At 72.1% G+C, this 20,708-nt stretch carries 16 protein-coding genes; 14 read left to right on the forward strand and 2 right to left on the reverse strand.

Annotated features, from left to right (window positions below):
- Positions 1-26 precede the first annotated feature (26 nt).
- The gene (locus C1A38_RS06655; RefSeq protein ID WP_102656931.1) at positions 27-761 is read right to left on the reverse strand and encodes an anti-sigma factor; all 735 of its coding nucleotides are present in this window, start codon (positions 759-761) and stop codon (positions 27-29) included.
- On the reverse strand, positions 715-1,317 hold the full coding sequence (locus C1A38_RS06660; protein ID WP_102656932.1) for an RNA polymerase sigma factor: 603 nt from the start codon (positions 1,315-1,317) through the stop codon (positions 715-717). The genes C1A38_RS06655 and C1A38_RS06660 overlap by 47 nt, the downstream gene beginning before the upstream one ends.
- A gap of 259 nt (positions 1,318-1,576) precedes the next feature.
- Here C1A38_RS06660 and C1A38_RS06665 point away from each other — a divergent pair, with 259 nt between their 5' ends.
- From C1A38_RS06665 to C1A38_RS06730, 14 genes are all read left to right on the forward strand, one after another.
- Positions 1,577-2,407, forward strand: coding sequence for a DUF4397 domain-containing protein (locus C1A38_RS06665; protein WP_102656933.1), 831 nt, complete (start codon positions 1,577-1,579; stop codon positions 2,405-2,407).
- Positions 2,404-3,084, forward strand: coding sequence for a class F sortase (locus C1A38_RS06670; protein ID WP_102656934.1), 681 nt, complete (start codon positions 2,404-2,406; stop codon positions 3,082-3,084). Before C1A38_RS06665 ends, C1A38_RS06670 begins: the two co-directional genes overlap by 4 nt.
- Positions 3,085-3,145: 61 nt before the next feature.
- Positions 3,146-4,318 carry a cysteine desulfurase family protein gene (locus C1A38_RS06675; protein WP_102656935.1) on the forward strand — a complete coding sequence of 391 codons (1,173 nt, stop codon included), beginning with the start codon at positions 3,146-3,148 and terminating at the stop codon, positions 4,316-4,318.
- Positions 4,319-4,445: 127 nt separating this feature from the next.
- On the forward strand, positions 4,446-5,519 hold the full coding sequence (gene mnmA, locus C1A38_RS06680) for a tRNA 2-thiouridine(34) synthase MnmA (RefSeq protein ID WP_102656936.1): 1,074 nt from the start codon (positions 4,446-4,448) through the stop codon (positions 5,517-5,519).
- Positions 5,520-5,649: 130 nt separating this feature from the next.
- Positions 5,650-6,654, forward strand: a complete 1,005-nt coding sequence (locus tag C1A38_RS06685; protein WP_102656937.1) for a uroporphyrinogen decarboxylase/cobalamine-independent methonine synthase family protein — start codon at positions 5,650-5,652, stop codon at positions 6,652-6,654.
- 36 nt (positions 6,655-6,690) lie between these two features.
- Positions 6,691-7,059 (forward strand): VOC family protein, encoded by a 369-nt coding sequence (locus tag C1A38_RS06690; protein ID WP_199180108.1) that lies wholly within the window; start codon positions 6,691-6,693, stop codon positions 7,057-7,059.
- Between the two features lie 84 nt (positions 7,060-7,143).
- Positions 7,144-8,145, forward strand: coding sequence for an ADP-ribosylglycohydrolase family protein (locus C1A38_RS06695; RefSeq protein WP_502696922.1), 1,002 nt, complete (start codon positions 7,144-7,146; stop codon positions 8,143-8,145).
- A gap of 116 nt (positions 8,146-8,261) precedes the next feature.
- Positions 8,262-10,397, forward strand: a complete 2,136-nt coding sequence (gene ligA / locus C1A38_RS06700) for an NAD-dependent DNA ligase LigA (protein ID WP_102656960.1) — start codon at positions 8,262-8,264, stop codon at positions 10,395-10,397.
- 145 nt (positions 10,398-10,542) lie between these two features.
- Positions 10,543-12,924 carry a putative bifunctional diguanylate cyclase/phosphodiesterase gene (locus tag C1A38_RS06705; RefSeq protein ID WP_102656940.1) on the forward strand — a complete coding sequence of 794 codons (2,382 nt, stop codon included), beginning with the start codon at positions 10,543-10,545 and terminating at the stop codon, positions 12,922-12,924.
- A 215-nt stretch (positions 12,925-13,139) separates the two neighbouring features.
- Positions 13,140-13,445 carry an Asp-tRNA(Asn)/Glu-tRNA(Gln) amidotransferase subunit GatC gene (gatC, locus tag C1A38_RS06710; RefSeq protein ID WP_013732007.1) on the forward strand — a complete coding sequence of 102 codons (306 nt, stop codon included), beginning with the start codon at positions 13,140-13,142 and terminating at the stop codon, positions 13,443-13,445.
- A gap of 46 nt (positions 13,446-13,491) precedes the next feature.
- Complete coding sequence (gatA, locus tag C1A38_RS06715) at positions 13,492-14,967, forward strand: Asp-tRNA(Asn)/Glu-tRNA(Gln) amidotransferase subunit GatA (protein ID WP_102656941.1); 1,476 nt, start codon at positions 13,492-13,494, stop codon at positions 14,965-14,967.
- A gap of 292 nt (positions 14,968-15,259) precedes the next feature.
- A complete protein-coding gene (locus C1A38_RS32170) occupies positions 15,260-16,399 on the forward strand; it encodes a putative Ig domain-containing protein (RefSeq protein WP_102656942.1) in 1,140 nt (379 codons plus the stop codon).
- Between the two features lie 121 nt (positions 16,400-16,520).
- Positions 16,521-18,014: an Asp-tRNA(Asn)/Glu-tRNA(Gln) amidotransferase subunit GatB gene (gatB, locus tag C1A38_RS06725; RefSeq protein WP_102656943.1), complete on the forward strand. Its 1,494-nt coding sequence runs from the start codon at positions 16,521-16,523 to the stop codon at positions 18,012-18,014.
- Positions 18,015-18,195: 181 nt separating this feature from the next.
- The gene (locus tag C1A38_RS06730; protein WP_102656944.1) at positions 18,196-20,553 is read left to right on the forward strand and encodes a thiamine pyrophosphate-binding protein; all 2,358 of its coding nucleotides are present in this window, start codon (positions 18,196-18,198) and stop codon (positions 20,551-20,553) included.
- The last annotated feature ends 155 nt before the right edge of the window (positions 20,554-20,708 follow it).

Consider the following 20,708-nt stretch of genomic DNA (forward strand, 5'->3'; position numbering starts at 1 on the left):
GCCGGGGAGCTGAACCGGCCCGCCGATCAGCCCGTCAGAGAGCCCCTCAACAGGCTGTCGCCGGAGTGGGCGGTGTTGTTGTCGAACTGCTCGGCGGAGACGTCGACCACAGAATATTGCCCGAGGTCCACGTTCGGCGGCAGCGGTAAGAGTACGTCAGAGCCGCCACCGAGAACCCCGATCGAGAACATCTCCATGTTCTGCGGGTTGATCAGCCACACCTCGTAATACCCCGACACGGGCGGGAGATTCGCCACGTGCAGGTGCAGTTCTCCGGTGCCGAGCACACGGGCGTCACCCCGGGCCTGTGGCGGGGTCGAGCCGTACGCGGCCAGTTGGGCGCTGGCCGTCACCGGCGGTGGCGGTGAGGTGCCCTCGCGCAGCACCGCGGCGGTGCCGGCGATGCCGACCGCGGCGGCGGCGACCGCGGTGACCGCGTACCGGACCCAGCGCCGAGGTCGGCGCGACCGTGGCGTCACCGGGTCGTCCCGCTGATCGGCCGACTGCGGTCCAGCGGTGGTCAGCGTGGGTAGTTGTTCGGCGGCCCTGATCTCGGCGGTGATGCCCTGCCAGAGGTGCTCCGGCGGGTCGGGCAGGTCACCCAGGGACTGGGTGGACCGACCAAGACCGGCTACCTCACGCAGACCCGTCAACTCGGCGCGGCAGTGCGGGCAGGCGTCGAGATGGGTGCGGTCGGCGTCGTCCGCCTCACTCTCACCGAGCGCCAGAAATATCAGCCGGTCGTGCTCCAGATGCTGCACCGTCCACCTCCCATCTGCGCTTCAGGCTCGCCATGCCCCGCCGGATGTGACTCTTCACCGTGCCCAGCGGCACCCCGGTGACCGCCGCGATCTGCTGGTGGGTCAGATCGTCGAAGAACGCCAATTCCAACATGCGTCGCTGCTCGTCCGGCAGCCGCGCCAACTCGTCGGCCACCACCAACCGGTCGACCACGGTGTCCGGGTCGCTGCCGGGAGACACCGGCTCGGGCAGTTGGCGTACGGTCTCGACCACCCGGTTCTCCCGCGCGGAGGAGCGCAGCCGGTCGATGACCTTGCGCCGGCCGATCCCGAGCAGCCAGCCGACAAGCGAGCCCTTCGTCGGATCGAAGGTGTCCCGGCCGAGCCAGGCGGCGACGAAGGTGGCCTGGGTCGCGTCCTCCGCGTCGCTGCGGTTGACAAGTGTGCTGGTGGCCAGGTGCAGGACGGCCCGCCCGTAGCGCTCGTACGCCTCGCGCAGCGCCCGTTCGTCACCGGCGCGGAAGCGTCGGGCCAACTCGTCCTCGGGAGTGTCCGGCTGCTGCCGGATCTCCGTCACGAGACGGCTCGCCTGGTTGGAGGCATGCCCGACTGTAGCTCGCACCAGTGCCGTCCCCTCTGTCGCCCGGCGTGGCTCCGCGACCCGTCCGTCAGCCCGATGGCTCCTCCACTGCTTTTCGTCCGCCGGGTACCCGTTGGATGCGCTCTCGGGCGAAAAAGAAAAGTCGCCTCCAGCCGCATCCGGGCGGCGACGTGCCGGCGTAACTCGTGGTGCACAGCAAGCCTGACGAACCAGCACGAAACAGCAGGAGGCAGACATGCAGTTCGCGTACCTTCGCCGGGTCGCCGCGGGTGGCGCGGTCGCCGCGCTGACCTTCGTCGGCACCGGCATCGCGACGGCCACCCCGGCGTACGCCGCCACCTCGAAGGTCTCCGTCGTCCACGGCATTCCGGACACCCCGGTCGACGTCTACGTCAACGGGGAGAAGACCCTGGAGAACTTCAAGCCCGGCGACGTGGCCGGTCCGCTGGACCTGCCGGAGGGGTCGTACGACATCGCCCTGACCAAGCCCGGTGAGCCCATCGGACAGGCGATCCTGACCGCGGACGACGCCGAGGTGCCGGGCGGGGCGAACATCAGCATCGCCGCCCACCTCGACGCCGAGGGCGAGCCCACGATCACCCCGTTCGTCAACGACACCGCCAAGGTCGACGCCGGCAAGGCCCGGCTGATCGTCCGGCACACCGCCGCCGCGCCGGCGGTGGACGTACGGGCCGGCGGCAGCCCGGTCTTCGAGGGCTTGACCAACCCGAACGAGGCAAAGGCCGACGTGGACGCGGGCAGCGTCTCGGCGGACGTGGTGCTCGCGGGCACCGACACGGTGGTGATCGGGCCGGCCGACCTGAACCTGCGCGAGGGCACGGCCACGATCGTCTACGCCACCGGTTCCGCCGAGGCGGAGAACCTGACCGTGGTGGCGCAGACCATCGACGGCCTGCACTCGGCGCCCTCCGGCGTGCCGAGCGGCACCGGTGGTCAGGCCGACACCGGCCTGGGTCTCTGGTGGTACGCGCTGGCGGGCACCGGGGTTCTGCTGCTGGTCGCCGGTGGGGCGCGGGCGGTCGTCGTCCGGTCGGGCCGCCGGTGAGCATGGTCAACCGTGGGGCGCTGGCGGCGGTCGCCGCCGGCGCCACCGCGCTCGCCGTGGCGGCCGTGCTGGCCTTGGTGTCCCGACCGGACGGGAGCGTCGGTGGCGACCAGGCCGCCGCGCTCGCCGAACCGAGCCCGTCGGCCGGTGCGTCGTCGCTCGGTGCGTCGTCGACGGGTGTGCCCCCGGTGCCGGTCGCCCCGGGGGCGCTGCCCGACGACGCCGCAGCGGTGCCGCCGGTCCGGCTCCGGATCCCCGCGATCGACGTCACCGCCCGGGTCGACCCCGTCGGCGTGGACAGGCGCACCGGCGAGTTCGACGTGCCGCCCAGCGTCGACCAGGTCGGCTGGTACCGCTACGGCCCCGGCCTCGCCGCCGAGACCGGTTCGGTGGTGATCGCCGGCCACGTCGACAGCGCCGAGCAGGGGCGGGGCGCCTTCTACCGGCTGCGGGACCTCGCACCGGGCGACACGCTGACGGCCACCGGCGACGACGGGGTCGAGCGGACCTACCGGGTGGTGGCGCGCGAGGAGTACGACAAGACGAAGATCCCGTTGGCGCGTTATTTCGCCCGTGACGGTCGGCCGCGACTCACCCTGATCACCTGCGGCGGACCCTTCGACGCCGAGGCCCGCCGGTACCGCGACAACATCGTGGTGACCGCGGTGCCGCTCTGATGTCGACGTCGGGTTATCCAGCCTGCGGTCGGGACGCCAGCGGTCGTTAGGCTGAGTCGTGATGGCTTACCTGGATCATGCTGCGACGACCCCGGTGCTCGACGAGGCACTCGAGGCGTACGTCGCGGCCGCCCGCGAGGTCGGCAACGCGTCCTCCCTGCACGCGTCCGGCCGGTGTGCCCGTCGGCGGGTGGAGGAGTCGCGGGAGCGGGTGGCCGCCGCACTAGGTGCCCGGCCCTCCGAAGTGATCTTCACGGGTGGCGGTACGGAGAGCGACAACCTCGCGGTCAAGGGCATCTTCTGGGCCCGTCGGGACGCCGATCCTCGACGCCGCCGGGTGGTCTCCAGCGCCATCGAGCACCACGCCGTACTCGACGCGGTGGACTGGTTGGAGCGGCACGAGGACGCCGAGGTGGGCTGGCTGCCGGTCGACGAGGTCGGCCGGCTGCACCCCGACGCGCTCCGCGCCGAACTCGCCGAGCACGGCGATCAGGTGGCGTTGATCACCGCGATGTGGGCGAACAACGAGGTCGGCACCGTGCAGCGGATCGCCGACCTGGCCGCCGTCGCGGTGGAGTACGGCGTGCCGTTCCACACCGACGCCATCCAGGCGGTCGGCCAGGTACCCGTCGACTTCGCCGCCAGCGGCGTTTCCGCCCTCACCGTGACCGGGCACAAGCTCGGTGGGCCGGTCGGGGTGGGTGCGCTGGTGCTGGCCCGGGACGTGGCCGCCGTCCCACTGCTGCACGGCGGCGGGCAGGAACGCGACGTGCGTTCCGGCACCCTGGACGCCGCCGGCATCGTCGCCTTCGCCGTCGCCGTCGAGACCGCCGTGAAGGGCCAGCAGGAGTACGCGGCCCGGGTGGCGGCGCTCCGCGACGACCTCGTCCAGCGGGTACGGCAGGCGGTGCCCGAGGTCGTCTACAACGGCGACCCCGACGACCGGCTGCCCGGTAACGCCCACTTCTCCTTCCCCGGCTGCGAGGGTGACGCCCTGCTGCTCCTGCTGGACGCCCAGGGCATCTACTGCTCGACCGGTTCGGCCTGCTCGGCGGGGGTGGCGCAGCCTTCGCACGTGCTGCTCGCGATGGGCGCCGACGACGACCGGGCCCGCTCGTCGCTGCGGTTCTCCCTCGGTCACAACAGCACCTCCGCCGACGTCGACGCCCTGATCGCGGCCCTCCCGGGGGCCGTCGAACGAGCCCGTCGCGCCGCCCAACGCACCCCCCGCTGACGGTGAAGGAAGGGCCCCTTGTTAACGCCTCCGGTAGAGCAGGGGCCCCCTGTTAACACCGGCCGTACCGAACGCCGACGGGTGCCGGCGCGGGGGATAGGCTCGACGGGAAGGGAGTGTGGTCCGGGTGAGGGTGTTGGCGGCGATGTCCGGCGGCGTGGATTCCGCCGTGGCGGCGGCGCGGGCGGTGCAGGCCGGTCACGACGTCACAGGCGTACACCTGGCTCTGGCGCGCAATCCGCAGACCTATCGCACCGGCGCGCGGGGCTGCTGCACGCTTGAGGACTCCCGCGACGCGCGACGCGCGGCCGACGTGCTCGGCATCCCCTTCTACGTCTGGGACATGGCCGACCGGTTCCACGCCGACGTGGTCGACGACTTCGTCGCCGAGTACGCGGCCGGGCGTACCCCCAACCCGTGCCTGCGCTGCAACGAGAAGATCAAGTTCGCTGCGGTGCTGGACCGGGCGGTGGCCCTCGGGTTCGACGCGGTGGTCACCGGCCACCACGCCCGGCTGGGCCCGGACGGCCTGCTGCGCCGCAGTGTCGACGAGGCCAAGGACCAGTCGTACGTGCTGGCCGTGCTCACCCGCGAGCAGCTGGACCGGTCGATGTTCCCGCTCGGCGACTCGACAAAGGCCCAGGTGCGGCAGGAGGCCGCCGAGCGTGGCCTGGCCGTGGCCGACAAGCCGGACTCGCACGACATCTGCTTCATCGCCGACGGTGACACCCGAGGTTTCCTCGCCCAGCGGCTCGGCGAGTCGCCCGGCGACGTGGTCGACGCGACCACCGGCGCCGTGGTCGGCCAGCACGCCGGGGCGTACGCGTACACCATCGGGCAGCGACGTGGCCTGCACCTGGACCGGCCCGCCGCGGACGGCCGACCCCGGTACGTGCTGTCCATCACGCCCAAGACCAACACGGTGACCGTCGGGCCGGCCGAGGCGCTGGAGGTGTCCACCGTCTCCGCCAACCGTCCGGTCTGGACCGGCGGCCCGCGCCCCGAACAGCCGATCGAGTGCGAGGTGCAGTTGCGGGCGCACGGTGTCGTCGTGCCCGCCGTCGTCACCGTCGACGGCGACCGGCTGCACGCCGACCTGCGTCGCCCGGTTCGCGGGGTGGCGGCTGGCCAGGCGATCGTGGCCTACCGCCCCGACCCGGCCGGCGACATCGTCCTCGGCTCCGCCACCATCACCGACTGACCGCCCCGCCTCTTCCTACCGGGCTGGCGGCGGTGCTGGTGGTGCCGGTCGTGCTCGCGGTGCCGGATCAGTTGGCCGGGTCGGCCGGTGGTGGCGGCAGGGTGGGTCACGACGGCGGTAGGGTGCTGCCGTGAGTGATCGGGATTGGCCTTGGCCGGTGGGCGCGGCGACCGGGATCGGGTCGCTGCCCGGCACCGACATCGCCGAGGCGCAGCGGATCGTGCTCGGCGAACTTGCCGCCCTGCCACACCTGCCCGAATTGCCGGCCCGTGGGCCGGGCGCGGACCTGATCGGGCGCACCGCCGGCCTGCTCGTCGAGTTGCCGGTGGAGTTGTACGCCGCGCGTTGGCGGGTCGCGCCGCGACCCGGCAAGGACCTGCGTCGAGTACGTGACCTGATGGAACGCGACCTCGACCAGCTCGCCGAGCAGGCCGAGGAGTACGCCGGCACCATCAAGATCCAGGCGGGTGGCCCGCTCACCCTGGCCGCCTCGCTGGAGTTGCCGATCGGTGGCCGGATGCTTCGCGATCCCGGTGCCGTCCGCGACCTGGCCGGCTCGCTCGCCGAAGGGCTGCGCGGCCACGTCGAGGCGGTGACCCGCCGGCTGCCCCGGGCCAGTGTGCTGCTGCAGCTGGACGAGCCCTCGCTGCCGACGGTGCTGGCCGGTCGGGTGCCGACCGAGAGTGGCCTCGGCACGTACCGGGCTGTGGAATCGGAGACGGCCCGTGCGCTGCTGCACGGGGTGATCGAGGCGGCGGGCGTACCGACCGTGGTGCACTGCTGCGCCTCGGACGTGCCGCTGGAGCTGATCCGGTCGGCCGGTGCGGTGGGGGTGGCGCTCGACCTGAGCCGGGTGACCGAGCTGGATCCGTTGGGTGAGGCACTGGACGCCGGCCTGGGCCTGCTGGCCGGCGCCGTACCGACGTCACCGCCGCCGGCCCCTGGCGCGCCGACGTCGGCGCAGGTCGCCGATCGGGTAGGCGGGCTCTGGGACCGGCTGGGCTTCCCCCGCGCCCAACTCGCCGAGCAGGTGGTGGTCACTCCCGCCTGCGGGCTGGCCGGGGCAACTCCGGCGTACGCCCGGGCCGTCCTGGCCGCCTGCCGGGACGCGGGTCGTCGGCTCGCCGAGGTGTGAGGTTTTCCGTCGTACCCGGTGGGCAGGATGACGGACATGATTGGACGACTCCGTTCCACTGTCATCGACTGCCCTGACCCGCGGGCCCTGGCGGGCTTCTACGCCGAGCTGCTCGGCCTGCCGCTGGTGGAGGAGGGCTCGGAGGGCAACGAATGGGTGGTGCTCGGGGGCCCACCCGGCCATCAGCCCCGGCTGGCCTTCCAGCGGGCCCCGGACCTGCGCCCGCCGGACTGGCCCGATCCGGAACGGCCCCAACAGTTGCACCTCGACGTGACGGTCGACGACATCGAGGCGGCGGAGCGGGCGGTGCTGGCGTTGGGCGCGCGGCGACTGCCCGGAGAGGGCGAGGGCTTCCGGGTCTACGCCGACCCGGTGGGTCACCCGTTCTGCCTCTGCTGGGACTGACGCACCCGGCGACCCGCGGCCGGCAAGCCCGGGCGGTCTGGGGGTGGTGACCCGGGCTTGCCGGCGAACGGCATGATCGCCTCCATGACCACTCCTGCGCCGGGTCGAGTCGCCGGTTCGATCTTCGGGCTCGCCTTCGGTGACGCCCTCGGCAAGCCCACCGAGTTCCTCAGCGTCGCCGAAATCGACGAGCGGTACGGGCCGGCCGGCCCTCGGGACCTGGTCGGCGACCCGGTGCTGGTCACCGACGACACCCAGATGGCGCTGGCGGTGGCCTGGGCACTGCACGACGCCCCGCAACTCACCCCCGGGGCGGTGGAACCACTGCTGAGGCAACGCTTCCTGGCCTGGGCAGCCAGCCCGGACAACAACCGGGCACCGGGGATGACCTGTCTACGGGCCTGCGCCGAGTTGTCCCGGGGCCTGCCGTGGCAGCAGGCCACGGTGATCGACTCGAAGGGCTGCGGGGCCAACATGCGGGTCACCCCGGTCGGGCTGCTCGACGTCGACCCGGACACCCTCGCCGGGCTGGCCCAACTTCAGGCCGGCCTGACCCACGGTCACCCGACAGGTCTGGCCGCCAGCGAGCTGACCGCGTACGCCGTCTGGTTGCTGCGGGCCGGCGTCGGCCTGGCCGAGCTGCCCGGCCTGCTCGGCGAACGGGTGGCCGCGCAACGGACCGTCTACCGGGCCGACTGGCTCGGCGACCTGTGGCGGCGCGCGAACGCCGCCACGCCCGAGGCGTTCATCGCCGCCGGTTGGGACGAGTGCGCTGCGGCGCTGCGTCGGCTCGACGCGGCGCTGTCCGCACCGGACGACGGCGGCGACCCGTGCCGGCTCACCGGCGAGAGCTGGATCGCCGAGGAGGCCCTGGCCACCGCCCTCTACTGCGCCGTGCGACACGCCGACGACCCGGTCGGCGCCCTCGCCCGGGGTGCTCGCACGTCCGGTGACTCCGACTCCATCGCCGCGCTCGCCGGCGCGTTCGTGGGTGCGGCCCAGGGCATGGCCGCCTGGCCGGCCGGCTGGGCCGAGCGGATCGAGTACGCCGACCAACTCACCGCCCTGTCGGCAGGCCGCGACTGACCCGGCACACCCCCGGCAACGCTCGTTGCTGCCCTGGTCGGCCCGGTTGTCCCACCCGGGCGCTACCGTGCGGGGGTAGCACGATCACGGGAGGTCCGGTGGCCGGAGGCGGCAGCGTGTCCGAAGAGGCGAGCGGTCAGCCGCTCAGCGCGGCGCAGGAGGCGGCGGCGGGAGCCGAGCCGACTCCGCAGGCGCGGGAGCGCCACGCCACCCTCAGTCAGGAGCTGACCGAGCATCAGTACCGCTACTACGTGCTCGATGCGCCGACCGTCTCCGACGCCGAGTTCGACAGGCAGCTGCGTGAGCTGACCGCGTTGGAGGAGGAGTTCCCGGCCCTGCGGACGCCGGACTCACCGACCCAACGCGTCGGCGGCACCTTCTCCACCGACTTCACCCCGGTCGCGCACGCCGAACGGATGATGTCGCTGGACAATGCCTTCGCCGACGAGGAGTTGGCGGCCTGGGCGGAACGGGTCGAGCGGGACGCCGGTGGGCCGGTGCCGTACCTGTGCGAGCTGAAGGTCGACGGGCTGGCGATCAACCTGACCTACCAGGGCGGGCGGCTGATCCGGGCGGCGACCCGCGGTGACGGACGCACCGGCGAGGACGTCACGGCCAACGTGCGCAGCATCCGGGACGTGCCCAGCCGGCTGACCGACTCGGCCGAGTACGGCCCGGTCCCCGAGTTCATCGAGGTGCGCGGCGAGATCTACTTCCCGGTCGAGGCGTTCGCCGACCTCAACGCCGGTCTGGTCGAGCAGGGCAAGGCACCGTTCGCGAATCCGCGTAACGCGGCCGCGGGCAGCCTGCGGCAGAAGGATCCCCGGATCACCGCGTCCCGACCGCTGCGCCTGGTGGTGCACGGCATCGGTGCCCGGCGCGGCTTCCAGCCGAGCACCCAGTCCGAGTCGTACTCGGCGCTGAAGGCGTGGGGGCTGCCGACAAGTGACCGCTGGCGGGTGCTGCCGGATCTGACCGGCGTTCGTGACTACATCGCCCACTACGCCGCGCACCGGCACGACGTCGAGCACGAGATCGACGGTGTGGTCGTCAAGGTCGACCCGGTGCCGATCCAGGGACGACTCGGCTCGACCAGCCGGGCACCCCGTTGGGCGATCGCCTTCAAGTACCCCCCGGAAGAGGTCAACACCAAGCTCCTCGACATCGAGGTCGAGGTCGGCCGCACCGGTCGGGTCACCCCCCGCGCCCTGCTCGAGCCGGTGAAGGTGGCCGGCTCCACGGTGGCGTACGCGACCCTGCACAACGCCCGCGAGGTGGAGCGCAAGGGGGTGCTGATCGGCGACACGGTGGTGATCCGCAAGGCCGGCGACGTCATTCCCGAGGTGCTCGGCCCGGTTGTCGATCTGCGCCCGCCGGACGCCCGGCCGTTCGTCATGCCCACCACCTGCCCGGCCTGCGGCACCCCGCTCGCCCCGGCCAAGGAGGGCGACGTCGACATCCGCTGCCCGAATTCGCGCAGCTGCCCCGCACAGTTGCGCGAGCGGGTGTTCCACCTGGCCGGGCGCGGTGCGTTCGACATCGAGGCGCTCGGCTACAAGAGCGGTGCCGCCCTGCTCGACGCGCAGATCATCACCGACGAGGGCGACCTGTTCTCGCTCGACGCCGAGCAGTTGGCCCGGTCGCCGTTCTTCGTCAACAAGGACGGCAGCCTCGGCAGCAACGCGACAAAGCTGCTCGACAACCTCGCCGTGGCCAGGGAACGTGACCTGTGGCGGGTGCTGGTGGCGCTCTCCATCCGGCACGTCGGGCCGACCGCTGCGCAGGCCCTGGCCCGGCACTTCCGCTCGATCGAGGCGATCGACAACGCCTCCGAGGAGGAGCTGTCCTCCGTCGACGGGGTCGGCCCGACCATCGCCGCCAGCATCCGGGAGTGGTTCGCCGTCGACTGGCACCGCGAGGTGGTCCGCAAGTGGGCCGAGGCGGGCGTACGGATGGCCGAGGAGGCGGTGGCCGAGGGCCCGCGCCCGCTGGAGGGCCTCACCGTCGTGGTCACCGGCACCCTCAGTGGATACTCCCGCGACCAGGCCGCCGAGGCGATCCAGTCGCGTGGCGGCAAGGTCTCCGGCTCGGTGTCGAAGAAGACCGGCTTCGTGGTGGTCGGTGACAACCCGGGGTCCAAGGCGGACAAGGCCGCCACCCTGAAGGTGCCCATCCTCGACGAGGAGGGTTTCCAGGTGTTGCTCGACGCGGGGGTCGAGGCGGCCCGCGAGGTGGCCCGCGTCGACGAGTAAGCCCTCCGGGCACCCGCGGCGCATACCAACTTAGTTACGACTACGACCGATTCGTGACTGTCGCCGAGGGAAAACCCCTGCCAGGGGCGTTTCATTGGGTCACGGCACGTGAGAGCACGTGCCGAGTCCCGTACCGGGAGGTGTGATGGAGCCGCCCGACCCGCGCAACCTGGTCCCGCCCGAACGGGCGGCGCAGTTCACCGCCTTCGTGGCCGGTGTGCTCGCGGTGGCCGTGCTGGTCTCGGCCGGCGCGCTGGCGTCCCTGGCCACGACGCTGGACGCGCTGCCGGTGGCGTTCTGGACGATGGCGGTGCTCGCGGTGGCCTGCGACGCACGCCCGTTCGTGGCACCCGGCCAGCGACAGACCTCGGCGGTCTACCCGTCGAGCTGCTTCACCTTCGCGATCCTGCTCGGTTGGGGGCTCGGCCCCGCCGTCGCCGTGCAGGCGGTGGCCGTGCTGGTGTCCGGGGTCCGGATGGGCCACGCGCCGTGGCGTACCGCCTTCAACGCGGCCCAGTACGCCTGTTCCCTGGGTGCCGCGTACGCGGTCAGTCGGCTCGGGCCCGATGCCGCGTTCGACGGCGGGCCACTGAGCTGGGCGGACGTCGCGGCGATCGGTGGTGCCGGGGTCGCCTGGTTCCTGGTCAACTACGGCCTGGTCACCGCCGCCGTACGGCTGCGGTTCGGCGAGCGGTGGTGGCCGAACGCCTGGCGGGGCCTGCCGTTCGAGTTGCTCTCCACCGGCTCCCTGCTGCTGCTCGCGCCGATCCTGATGACCGCTGCCCGGGCGAGCGCGGCCCTGGTCCCGCTGGTGCTGGTGCCGCTGTTCGCGGTGTACCGGATGGCGCGGCTCACCATCGAGCAGCGCCAACTCGCCGCGCTCGACCCGCTCACCGGTCTGCCCAACCGCAAGGCGCTGCTGGCCGAGGTGAACGAGCAGGTGCACCGGCACGCCGAGCGTGCCGCACGGGGTGAGCCGGACGCCCACCTGGCCCTGCTCCTGATCGACCTGGACCGGTTCAAGAACGTCAACGACGCCCTCGGGCACGCGGTGGGCGACCGGCTGCTGGTCGAGGTGAGTGCCCGGCTGACCGATGTGGTCGAACCGCCGGACCTGGTCGCTCGGCTCGGCGGCGACGAGTTCGCCATCGTGATGACCGGCCTGACCGACGTCGGGCAGGCCCGCGCCTTCGCCGATCAGGTGGTGCGGGTGCTGGCCGAGCCGGTGCCGCTGGACGGGCTGCCGCTTGATGTCGGCGGCTCCATCGGCATCGCCCTCTATCCCGATCACGGCGAGGACTTCGCCACCCTGATGCGGCACGCCGACGTGGCGATGTACGACGCGAAGCACCGCAACGACACCGTCGCCGTCTACACGGCCGAGTCCGACCACAACTCCGCCGAGCGACTCGGCCTGCTGGCCGACCTGCGTCGGGTGCTGGAAGGGGGACCGGCGGGCCAGCCGCGCGCAGCGGAGGCCACGCCCCCGGTACGCGGTGGGGACGGCGCGACCATGGCCGTTGCCGGATCTGTGGACGGGCAGGCCGGCCAGCGCTGGTGGAGTCGACGTCGACGCCGGCTGCCGACCGGGGTGCACGACGACGAGCTGATCAACCAGATCGTGACCGCCGCGGACCCGATCCTGCGCCGCAGCATCCAACCCACCCCACCGGTACCACCCCACGACGACGAGGTGTGGGCCCGGCCCACGGATCCCGACGACTCCACCGAGTCGGCCCCGGACGCGGGCGAGATCATGCTCTACTACCAGCCGCAGGTCGAGATCGCCACCGGCGAGGTGGTCGGCGTGGAGGCGTTGCTGCGGTGGCGTCATCCCCGTCGAGGGATGGTCGACCCCGAGGAGCTGATCCGGGTCGCCGAGCAGAGCGCGGTGATGCGGCTGCTCACCCGCCGGGTCGTCGACGACGTGGTGGAGCAGCTCGCGAAGTGGTCGGCGGCCGGCGTCAGCCTGCGGGCGGCCCTCAACGTCAGCGTGCGGGACCTGCACACCGGCGAGATCGCCGAGCAGATCGCCGACCGGCTGACCCGCTACGGCGTGGCCCCCGAGCGGCTGCAGCTGGAGATCACCGAAGGCGCCCTGATGGCCGACCCGCGTCGGGTGCTGGCCACCATCACCCAGCTGCACCGCATCGGCGTCGGCATCGCGTTGGACGACTTCGGCACCGGCTACTCGTCCCTGCAACATCTGCGTCGACTGCCGCTGTCGGAGGTGAAGGTCGACCGGTCCTTCGTCCTCGGCATGGTCGACGACAGCGACGACGCGGCGATCGTACGGTCGACAATCGAGCTGGCCAAGGCGCTGGGGCTGCGGGTGGTGGCCGAGGGGGTGGAGGACGAGCGGACCTGGCGGATGCTGCACGCGGCGGGCTGCGACGCCGCCCAGGGCTGGTTCTACGCCCGGCCGATGCCCGCCGAGGAACTGGTCGCCTGGCTGGCCCGCTACCGCCCGGTGCGCCCGCTCGCCACCTCCGACGAAGCGGAACTGCCCCGCCGCCACCCCCGCTGACCCCAGCGACACCCCCGCTGACCCGGCCGGCGCCTCCGCTGACCCGCCGGCACCGCCGCTGATCCGCGGGGCCCGATCCGGGGGTGCGGATCGGCGTCCGGGGAGCCGCCAGCGCTCGGTCGGGCGCGGAACAATAGACTCGCTTGGCGTCACCACGGGTCGTAGCGACTCCGGTGGGCGCAGGCAGACGCAGGACAGCCATGAAGGGGGCACCGATGGCCGCCATCTCCCGCGAGGAGGTCGCGCACCTGGCGCGACTGTCGCGGCTCGCCGTCACGGAGGAGGAACTCGACACCTTCGCCGGCCAGCTCGACGTGATCCTCCAGGCGGTAGCCCAGGTCGGTGAGGTCGCCGCCGCCGACATCCCACCGACCTCGCACTCGGTGCCGCTGACCAACGTGTTCCGCGAGGACGTCGTGACGCCGTGCCTGACCCCGCAGGAGGCGCTGTCGGGTGCACCCGACGCGGAGGAGCAGCGGTTCCGCGTACCGCGGATCCTGGACGAGGATGTGGCATCGTGAGCGAGCGGATCATCGTGCTCGGTGACGGGCGAAGCGGAGTGGCGGCATGAGTGACCTGACGAAGTTGAGCGCCGTCGAGATCGCCGGCCTGGTCGCCTCGGGGCAGACCTCCGCCGTCGAGGTGACCCAGGCGCACCTCGATCGGATCGCCGCCGTCGACGGGCGGATCAACGCCTTCCTGCACGTCGACAGCGAGGGCGCGCTGGCCGCCGCCCGTGAGGTGGACGCCCAGCGGGCCGCCGGTGCCCAGCTGGGCCCGCTGGCCGGGGTGCCGGTCGCGGTCAAGGACGTGCTGACCACCAAGGGCGTACCGACCACCGTCGGGTCGAAGATCCTGGAGGGCTGGCGTCCGCCGTACGACTCGACGATCGTGCAGCGGCTGCGCGCCGCCGGCACGGTGATGCTCGGTAAGACGAACATGGACGAGTTCGCGATGGGCTCCTCCACGGAGTACTCCGCGTACGGGCCGACCCGCAACCCGTGGGACACCGACCGTATTCCGGGCGGTTCCGGTGGTGGCAGCGCCGCTGCGCTGGCCGCGTACGAGGCGCCGCTGGCGATCGGCTCGGACACCGGTGGCTCGATCCGCCAGCCGGGCGCGGTCACCGGCACCGTCGGCGCCAAGCCGACCTACGGCGGCACCTCCCGCTACGGCCTGGTGGCCTTCTCCTCCTCGCTGGACACCCCCGGCCCCTGCGCGCGTACGGTGCTCGACGCCGCGCTGCTGCACGAGGCCATCGGCGGGCACGACCCGCGCGACTCGACCTCCATCGCCGCGCCGATGCCGGACGTGGTGGCGGCGGCGAAGCTCGGTGCCACCGGCGACCTGACCGGGGTGCGGCTGGGCATCGTCAGCGAGTTCGCCGGTGAGGGGGCCGAGCCGGGGGTGATGGCCGCCTTCCACGAGGCGGTCGACACGCTGACCAAGCTCGGCGCGGAGATCGTGGAGGTCTCCTGCCCGCACTTCAAGTACGCCCTGCCGGCGTACTACCTGATCGCCCCGAGCGAGTGCTCCTCCAACCTGGCCCGCTTCGACGGGGTCCGGTTCGGGCTGCGGGTCGGCGACGACGGCAACCGGTCGCTGGAGGAGGTCATGTCGCTGACCCGGGAGGCCGGCTTCGGCCCCGAGGTCAAGCGACGCATCATGATCGGCACGTACGCGCTCTCCTCGGGCTACTACGACGCCTACTACGGGCAGGCCCAGAAGGTCCGTACGCTGATCACCCGCGACTTCACCGCCGCGTTCGAGCAGGTCGACGCGCTGATCTCGCCGACCACCCCGTTCGTGGCGTTCCCGCTCGGTGCGCGTACCTCCGACCCGTACCAGATGTACCTGGCCGACCTGTTCACCATCCCGACCAACCTGTACGGCGGCCCGGGCATCTCGGTGCCGTGCGGTCTGGCCGACGGGCTGCCGGTCGGTCTCCAGGTGATGGCCCCGACCATGGCCGACGACCGGATGTACCGGGTCGCCGCCGCACTGGAGAGCGCCGTCGGCACGCTCACCCCACCGACGCTGTGATCGATCGTGCGCAGGCGGCCGACCGCCGCCTGCGCACGACATCGTCGCGCGCCCGGTGCGGTCACCCCAGGGCATCGGGCGCGGTTGCCGTGGGCGGCCCACCGGTCCGGCCAGCAGCCGGATCTTGGCCCCGGACAGAATGCCGCCGGCGTACCACCGCGCCCGTCGCGACACGCTGGTCACCGTTCGGGTAATTGTCCGTCATCAAGCTTCCTGATTGGATGACTACGAGTCGGCTGGACCGGCTGGTCGCTGGCGAACGCGAGCCGTTCTGATCAGACCTGGATGTGCGATGAAGACACTGCGCCCGGTCATGGCCCTGACGATGGTGCTCGCGCTGCTGCTGGGCACCGCACCCCCGGCCGCAGCGGCGGCAGTCACCATCACTTCGGGCGCGCCCCGGTCGCCGATGTACCTGGGGCAGGTGTACGCGATCCACACGGTCGAGGCGACCGGTGGCACCGCGCCGTACGCGTTGTCGGTGAGTGCGGGGAGCCTGCCGCCGGGCATGCTCGTGGTCGGTAACTCGCTCGGGGGTTCGCCGACCACGGCGGGCACCTACACCTTCACCCTGCGGATGACCGACGCGGCCGACCAGTTCGCCGAGCAGACGGCCACGATCGAGGTACGCGAACCCACGATCGAGATCACCTCGGGCGCGCCCCGGTCACCGATGTACCTGGGGCAGGTGTACGCGATCCACACGGTCGAGGCGACCGGTGGCACCGCGCCGTACGCGTTGTCGGTGAGTGCGGGGAGCCTGCCGCCGGGCATGCTCGTGGTCGGTAACTCGCTTGGCGGTTCGCCGACCACGGCCGGCACCTACCCCGCCACCCTGCGGATGACCGACAAGAACGACTTCTTCGGCGAGCAGGAGATCACCATCGTGGTCGCCGAGGCCGCCACCGCCTTCACCTCCGGCAACCCGCCCGCCGGCAGGGTCGGCCAGCCGTACTCGTTCCGGTTCACCGCCACCGGTGACGAGAACATCACCTTCGCCCTGGCCGCCGGCACCCTGCCGACCGGGCTCACCCTCGCCACGGACGGCCGACTCAGCGGCACCCCGAGCAGCGCCGGCACGTTCGACTTCATGGTCCGGGCGGCGGGCGCCAGGACCAGCGCCACCGCCGAGGTGGAGTTGATCGTCGCCGCCGTCGCGACGTCGACCCCGACGGCGACCCCGACCGGTCCGAGCGCCACACCGACCGCGCCCACGGCCACGCCGACCCCGGTCGAGCCGACCTCGACGCCGTCGCAGAGCCCTGCCGCGCCCGTCCCGTCGCCGTCGAAGACGAGTGGGGCGTGGCTGCCGGTCACCGGCTCGAACTCGACACTCGTGCTGCTGTTGCTGAGCGTCCTGGCGTTCTCCATCGGCGGGATCCTGCTCGTGCTGACCTACAACCGTCATCGGCGCTTCCGCACCCCCGAGTGACACGCGGTCCGACACCTGGGTGACGCCCCGCCGAGGCGGGCCGGATCGAGCGGTTAGGCTTGGCGGCGTTGTGTCCGGATGCCGCCGTGGGCCGGCTACCGCCTGCAAAGCTGGAGTTCTCATGACCACGACGCTGCCCGCGTACGACGAGGTCGTCGCGCGATTCGAGCCGGTGATCGGCCTGGAGACCCACGTCGAGCTGGGCACGAACACCAAGATGTGGTGCGGCTGCCCGACCGACTTCGGCGGCGAGCCGAACACCCGGGTCTGCCCGGTCTGCCTCGGTCTGCCCGGCTCCCTGCCGGTGACGAACAAGGCCGCCATCGAGGCGACCATCCGGATCGGCCTGGCGCTGAACTGTTCGATTGCCGAGTGGTGCCGGTTCGCCCGGAAGAACTACTTCTACCCGGACATGCCGAAGAACTTCCAGATCAGCCAGTACGACGAGCCGCTCTGCTTCGACGGCTACCTGGACGTCGAGGTCAACGGCGAACTGGTACGCATCGGCATCGAGCGGGTGCACCTGGAGGAGGACACCGGCAAGACGCTGCACGTCGGCGGCGCCACCGGTCGCATCCACGGCGCCACCGAGTCGCTCGTCGACTACAACCGGGCGGGCATTCCGCTTGTCGAGATCGTCACCAAGCCGATCCCCGGCACCGGTGCGCTCGCCCCCGAGGTGGCCCGCGCGTACGTCACCGAGCTGCGTGACGTGATCCGCTCGCTGGGCGTCTCCGACGTACGCATGGAGGAAGGTTCGCTGCGGTGTGACGTCAACACGTCGCTGAACCGGCCCGGCGAGGAGTGGGGCACCCGCACCGAGACCAAGAACGTCAACTCGCTGCGCTCGGTCGAGCGGGCGGTCCGCTCGGAGATGCTGCGCCAGGCGTCCGTACTGGAGGCCGGCGGTCGGATCACCCAGGAGACCCGGCACTTCCACGAGGACACCGGAGACACCACTCCGGGCCGGTCCAAGGAGACCGCCACCGACTACCGCTACTTCCCGGAGCCGGATCTGGTGCCCATCGCGCCCGACCCGGCCTGGGTGGCCGAGCTGAAGGCCGCCCTGCCGGAGCTGCCCCGGCTGCACCGCCGTCGCCTCCAGGAGGCGTGGGGTCTGTCGGATGCGGACATGCAGTCGGTGCTCAACGCCGGTGCCGTCGAGCTGATCGAGCAGACCGTCGCCGCCGGTGCCTCGCCGGCCGCCGCCCGCAAGTGGTGGCTGGGTGAGCTGTCCCGGCGGGCCAACGAGACGGGTGTGGAGCTTGCCGACATCGGGGCCACCCCGGCGCAGGTCGCCGAGCTGCAGAGCCTGGTCGACGCCGGCAAGCTCAACGACAAGCTGGCCCGTACGGTGCTGGAGGGTGTGGTCGCCGGTGAGGGTTCGCCCACCGAGATCATGACGGCCCGTGGGCTGGAGGTCGTCTCCGACACTGGCGCGCTCACCGCCGCCGTGGACGAGGCGATCGCCGCCAACCCGGACATCGCCGACAAGATCCGCAGCGGCAAGGTGGCCGCCGCCGGTGCGCTGGTCGGCGCGGTCATGAAGACCACCCGTGGCCAGGCCGACGCGAAGACCGTCCGCGAGCTGATCCTCTCCCGCCTCGGCGTCTGAGGTGTAAGGAAGGGCCCCTTCTTAACGCCTGGCGTAGAGGAGGGGCCCCTTCTTAACATCCGACTCGATAGCCGAGCCGGTGCCCAACCTCGGCGCTCCGACGGTGGGCACACACAGCGACGTCGGCACCACCACCCCCGTCCCCGACCGGGCGTCAACGGCGATGCCCCCTGGAGCCACCGTGAGTCAGCACGACATCGATGTCCTCGACGAGATCCAGCGGCGGGTGCTCTGGCTCGCCACCCGGATCGTGGATGCCGCCAATCGGGAGCGGGCGACCGGGGACGGGGTCAAGGTCGGCGGGCACCAGGCGTCAAGTGCGTCGCTGGTCAGTGCGATGACGGCGCTGTGGTTCGCGCACCTGGACGCCGAGGACCGGGTCGCGGTGAAGCCGCACGCCTCCCCGGTGTTCCACGCCATCCAGTACCTGCTGGGCAACCTGGACCGGTCCTATCTGAACCGGCTGCGGGCCCGGGGTGGCCTCCAGTCGTACCCGTCGCGGACGAAGGACCCGGACGGGGTGGACTTCTCCACCGGCTCGGTCGGCCTGGGTGCCGCCGCACCGCTGTTCGCCGCGGTGACCCGCCGCTATGTGGACGCGCACTTCGGCGCCCGCCCCCATTCGCGGTTCGTCGCGTTGATCGGTGACGCCGAACTGGACGAGGGCAACATCTGGGAGGCGGTCGCCGACCCGGCCACCACCGGGCTCGGCAACGTGATGTGGGTGGTCGACTTCAACCGGCAGTCGCTGGACCGGGTCGTGCCGGGCGTACGCATCGACCAGTGGCGCGGGCAGTTCGAAGCGGCCGGCTGGCACGTGGTCGAGGTCAAGTACGGCCGCAAGCTGGCCGAGGCGTACGCCCAGCCCGGTGGCGAGGCGCTGCGCGACTGGATCGACGCGATGCCCAACGAGCAGTACCAGTCGCTGTTCGGGCTGACCGGGCCGGCGCTGCGCAAACAGTTCCTCGACGGCGCACCCGCCGAGGTCGCCACGTTCGTCGCGGACATCCCCGACGACAGATTGGGCCCGCTCGTCACCGACCTGGGCGGGCACGACCTGGCGGCGCTGCTCGACGCGTACGCCCAGTGCGACGCGGTGACCGACCGGCCGAGCGTGGTGTTCGCGTACACGGTCAAGGGTTGGGGTCTGCCGATCGCCGGCAATCCGCGCAACCATTCGGCGCTGCTCACCGGCGAGCAGGTCGAGGCCCTGCGGGCCACGCAGGGCCTGACCCCCGACACCGAGTGGGACCGTCTCGACCCGGCCTCGCCCGCGGGCATCCGGGCCGGGCAGCGTCGGGAGGCGCTGTCACGCGCGCCCCGCGAGCGCGCGCTGGGGGTCACCGTCCCACAGACCACGAAGGTACGCGCCAACAAGCCGATCTCCACCCAGGAGGTCTTCGGGCGGGTGCTTGTCGACCTGGCCCGGGATCCGCAGGTGGGCAGGTATCTCGTCACCACCGCACCGGACGTGGCTACCTCGACAAACCTGGCCGGGTTCATCAACAAGACCGGGGTGTTCGCGCCGACCGCCCAGCGGTCCTGGTCGGAAGACCGGATGCTGCGCTGGACGGAGAGCCCCGACGGGCAGCACATCGAGCTGGGCATCTCCGAGATGAACCTGTTCCTGCTGCTCGGCCAGCTCGGCCTGGCCTGGGATCTGTCCGGGCAGCCGCTGCTGCCGGTCGGCACCGTGTACGACCCGTTCGTGCTGCGCGGGTTGGACGCCTTCCTCTACGGCACCTACTCCGGCTCCCGGTTCGTGGTCGCGGGCACCCCGTCGGGCATCACCCTCGCTCCCGAGGGCGGCGCTCACCAGTCCACGATCACCGCGAGCGTGGGCCTGGAACTGCCCGGGGTGACCTTCATCGAACCGGCGTACGCGACAAGCCTGGACTGGTTGCTCTGCGACGCGCTCGGGCAGATCGCCGGCCCGGCCCAGTCGGCGGTGACGGCGGCACCGGCCGAGGACGGCGCGTACTACTTCCGGCTCAGCACCCGGCCGCTGGACCAGGCACCCTTCGAGGCGGCCCGCGCCCGGCTCGGCGACGCGGTGCTGCGGCGGCAGGTGCTCGCCGGGGCGTACCGGCTGGTCGACGCCCACCAGGCGTACCCGCACCTGGTCGGGGCCCCGACGGTGCAGTTGGCCGCGTCGGGTGCGGTACTGCCCGAGGTGCTGACCGCCGCGGCGGAACTGGCCGACGAGGGTGTCGCCGCCCACGTCGTGGACGTCACCAGCCTCGACCGGCTCTACCGGGCCTGGCAGCGCACCCTACGTCAGGGCGTACGCACCGCGACTGTGCCCAGCGTGCCCGGCGCCCTGCGGTCGGCCTTCGCCGACCGGGTGCCGGTGGTCACCGTGCACGACGCCGCCTCGCACGCGATGGCCTGGCTCGGCTCGGCCCTGGCCGCCCCCGCGGTGCCGCTCGGGGTGGACGAGTTCGGCCAGTCCGGCAGCGTCGAGGAACTGTACGACCTGCACGACCTGCTCCCCGGCAGCATCGTCAACGCCGCCCTGGCCGCCCTCTCCCTCCACTAACCCCTCGGCCCCTCGCTGCCCGCCCCTCGCCCGTCGCCGCGCGTCCTCGCCCGCGCCCCGCGCGTCCTCGCCGCGTCGATCTTGCACTTTTGGTCGCGACAAAAGGGGCGCAGTGGGGCATCTCGGCGACAAAAAGTGCAAGATCGCGGGAGGCG

This window comes from Verrucosispora sp. ts21, from assembly GCF_002879555.1.
Taxonomy (GTDB): Bacteria; Actinomycetota; Actinomycetes; order Mycobacteriales; family Micromonosporaceae; genus Micromonospora; species Micromonospora gifhornensis.

What these genes read in the sequence shown, in the direction of transcription:
- C1A38_RS06665 (WP_102656933.1), top strand. Translation starts at nt 1,577, where the DNA reads ATGCAGTTCGCGTACCTTCGCCGGGTCGCCGCGGGTGGCGCGGTCGCC.
- C1A38_RS06675 (WP_102656935.1), top strand. Translation starts at nt 3,146, where the DNA reads ATGGCTTACCTGGATCATGCTGCGACGACCCCGGTGCTCGACGAGGCA.
- C1A38_RS06690 (WP_199180108.1), top strand. Translation starts at nt 6,691, where the DNA reads ATGATTGGACGACTCCGTTCCACTGTCATCGACTGCCCTGACCCGCGG.
- C1A38_RS06695 (WP_502696922.1), top strand. Translation starts at nt 7,144, where the DNA reads ATGACCACTCCTGCGCCGGGTCGAGTCGCCGGTTCGATCTTCGGGCTC.
- C1A38_RS06705 (WP_102656940.1), top strand. Translation starts at nt 10,543, where the DNA reads ATGGAGCCGCCCGACCCGCGCAACCTGGTCCCGCCCGAACGGGCGGCG.
- gatC (WP_013732007.1), top strand. Translation starts at nt 13,140, where the DNA reads ATGGCCGCCATCTCCCGCGAGGAGGTCGCGCACCTGGCGCGACTGTCG.
- gatA (WP_102656941.1), top strand. Translation starts at nt 13,492, where the DNA reads ATGAGTGACCTGACGAAGTTGAGCGCCGTCGAGATCGCCGGCCTGGTC.
- C1A38_RS32170 (WP_102656942.1), top strand. Translation starts at nt 15,260, where the DNA reads ATGAAGACACTGCGCCCGGTCATGGCCCTGACGATGGTGCTCGCGCTG.
- gatB (WP_102656943.1), top strand. Translation starts at nt 16,521, where the DNA reads ATGACCACGACGCTGCCCGCGTACGACGAGGTCGTCGCGCGATTCGAG.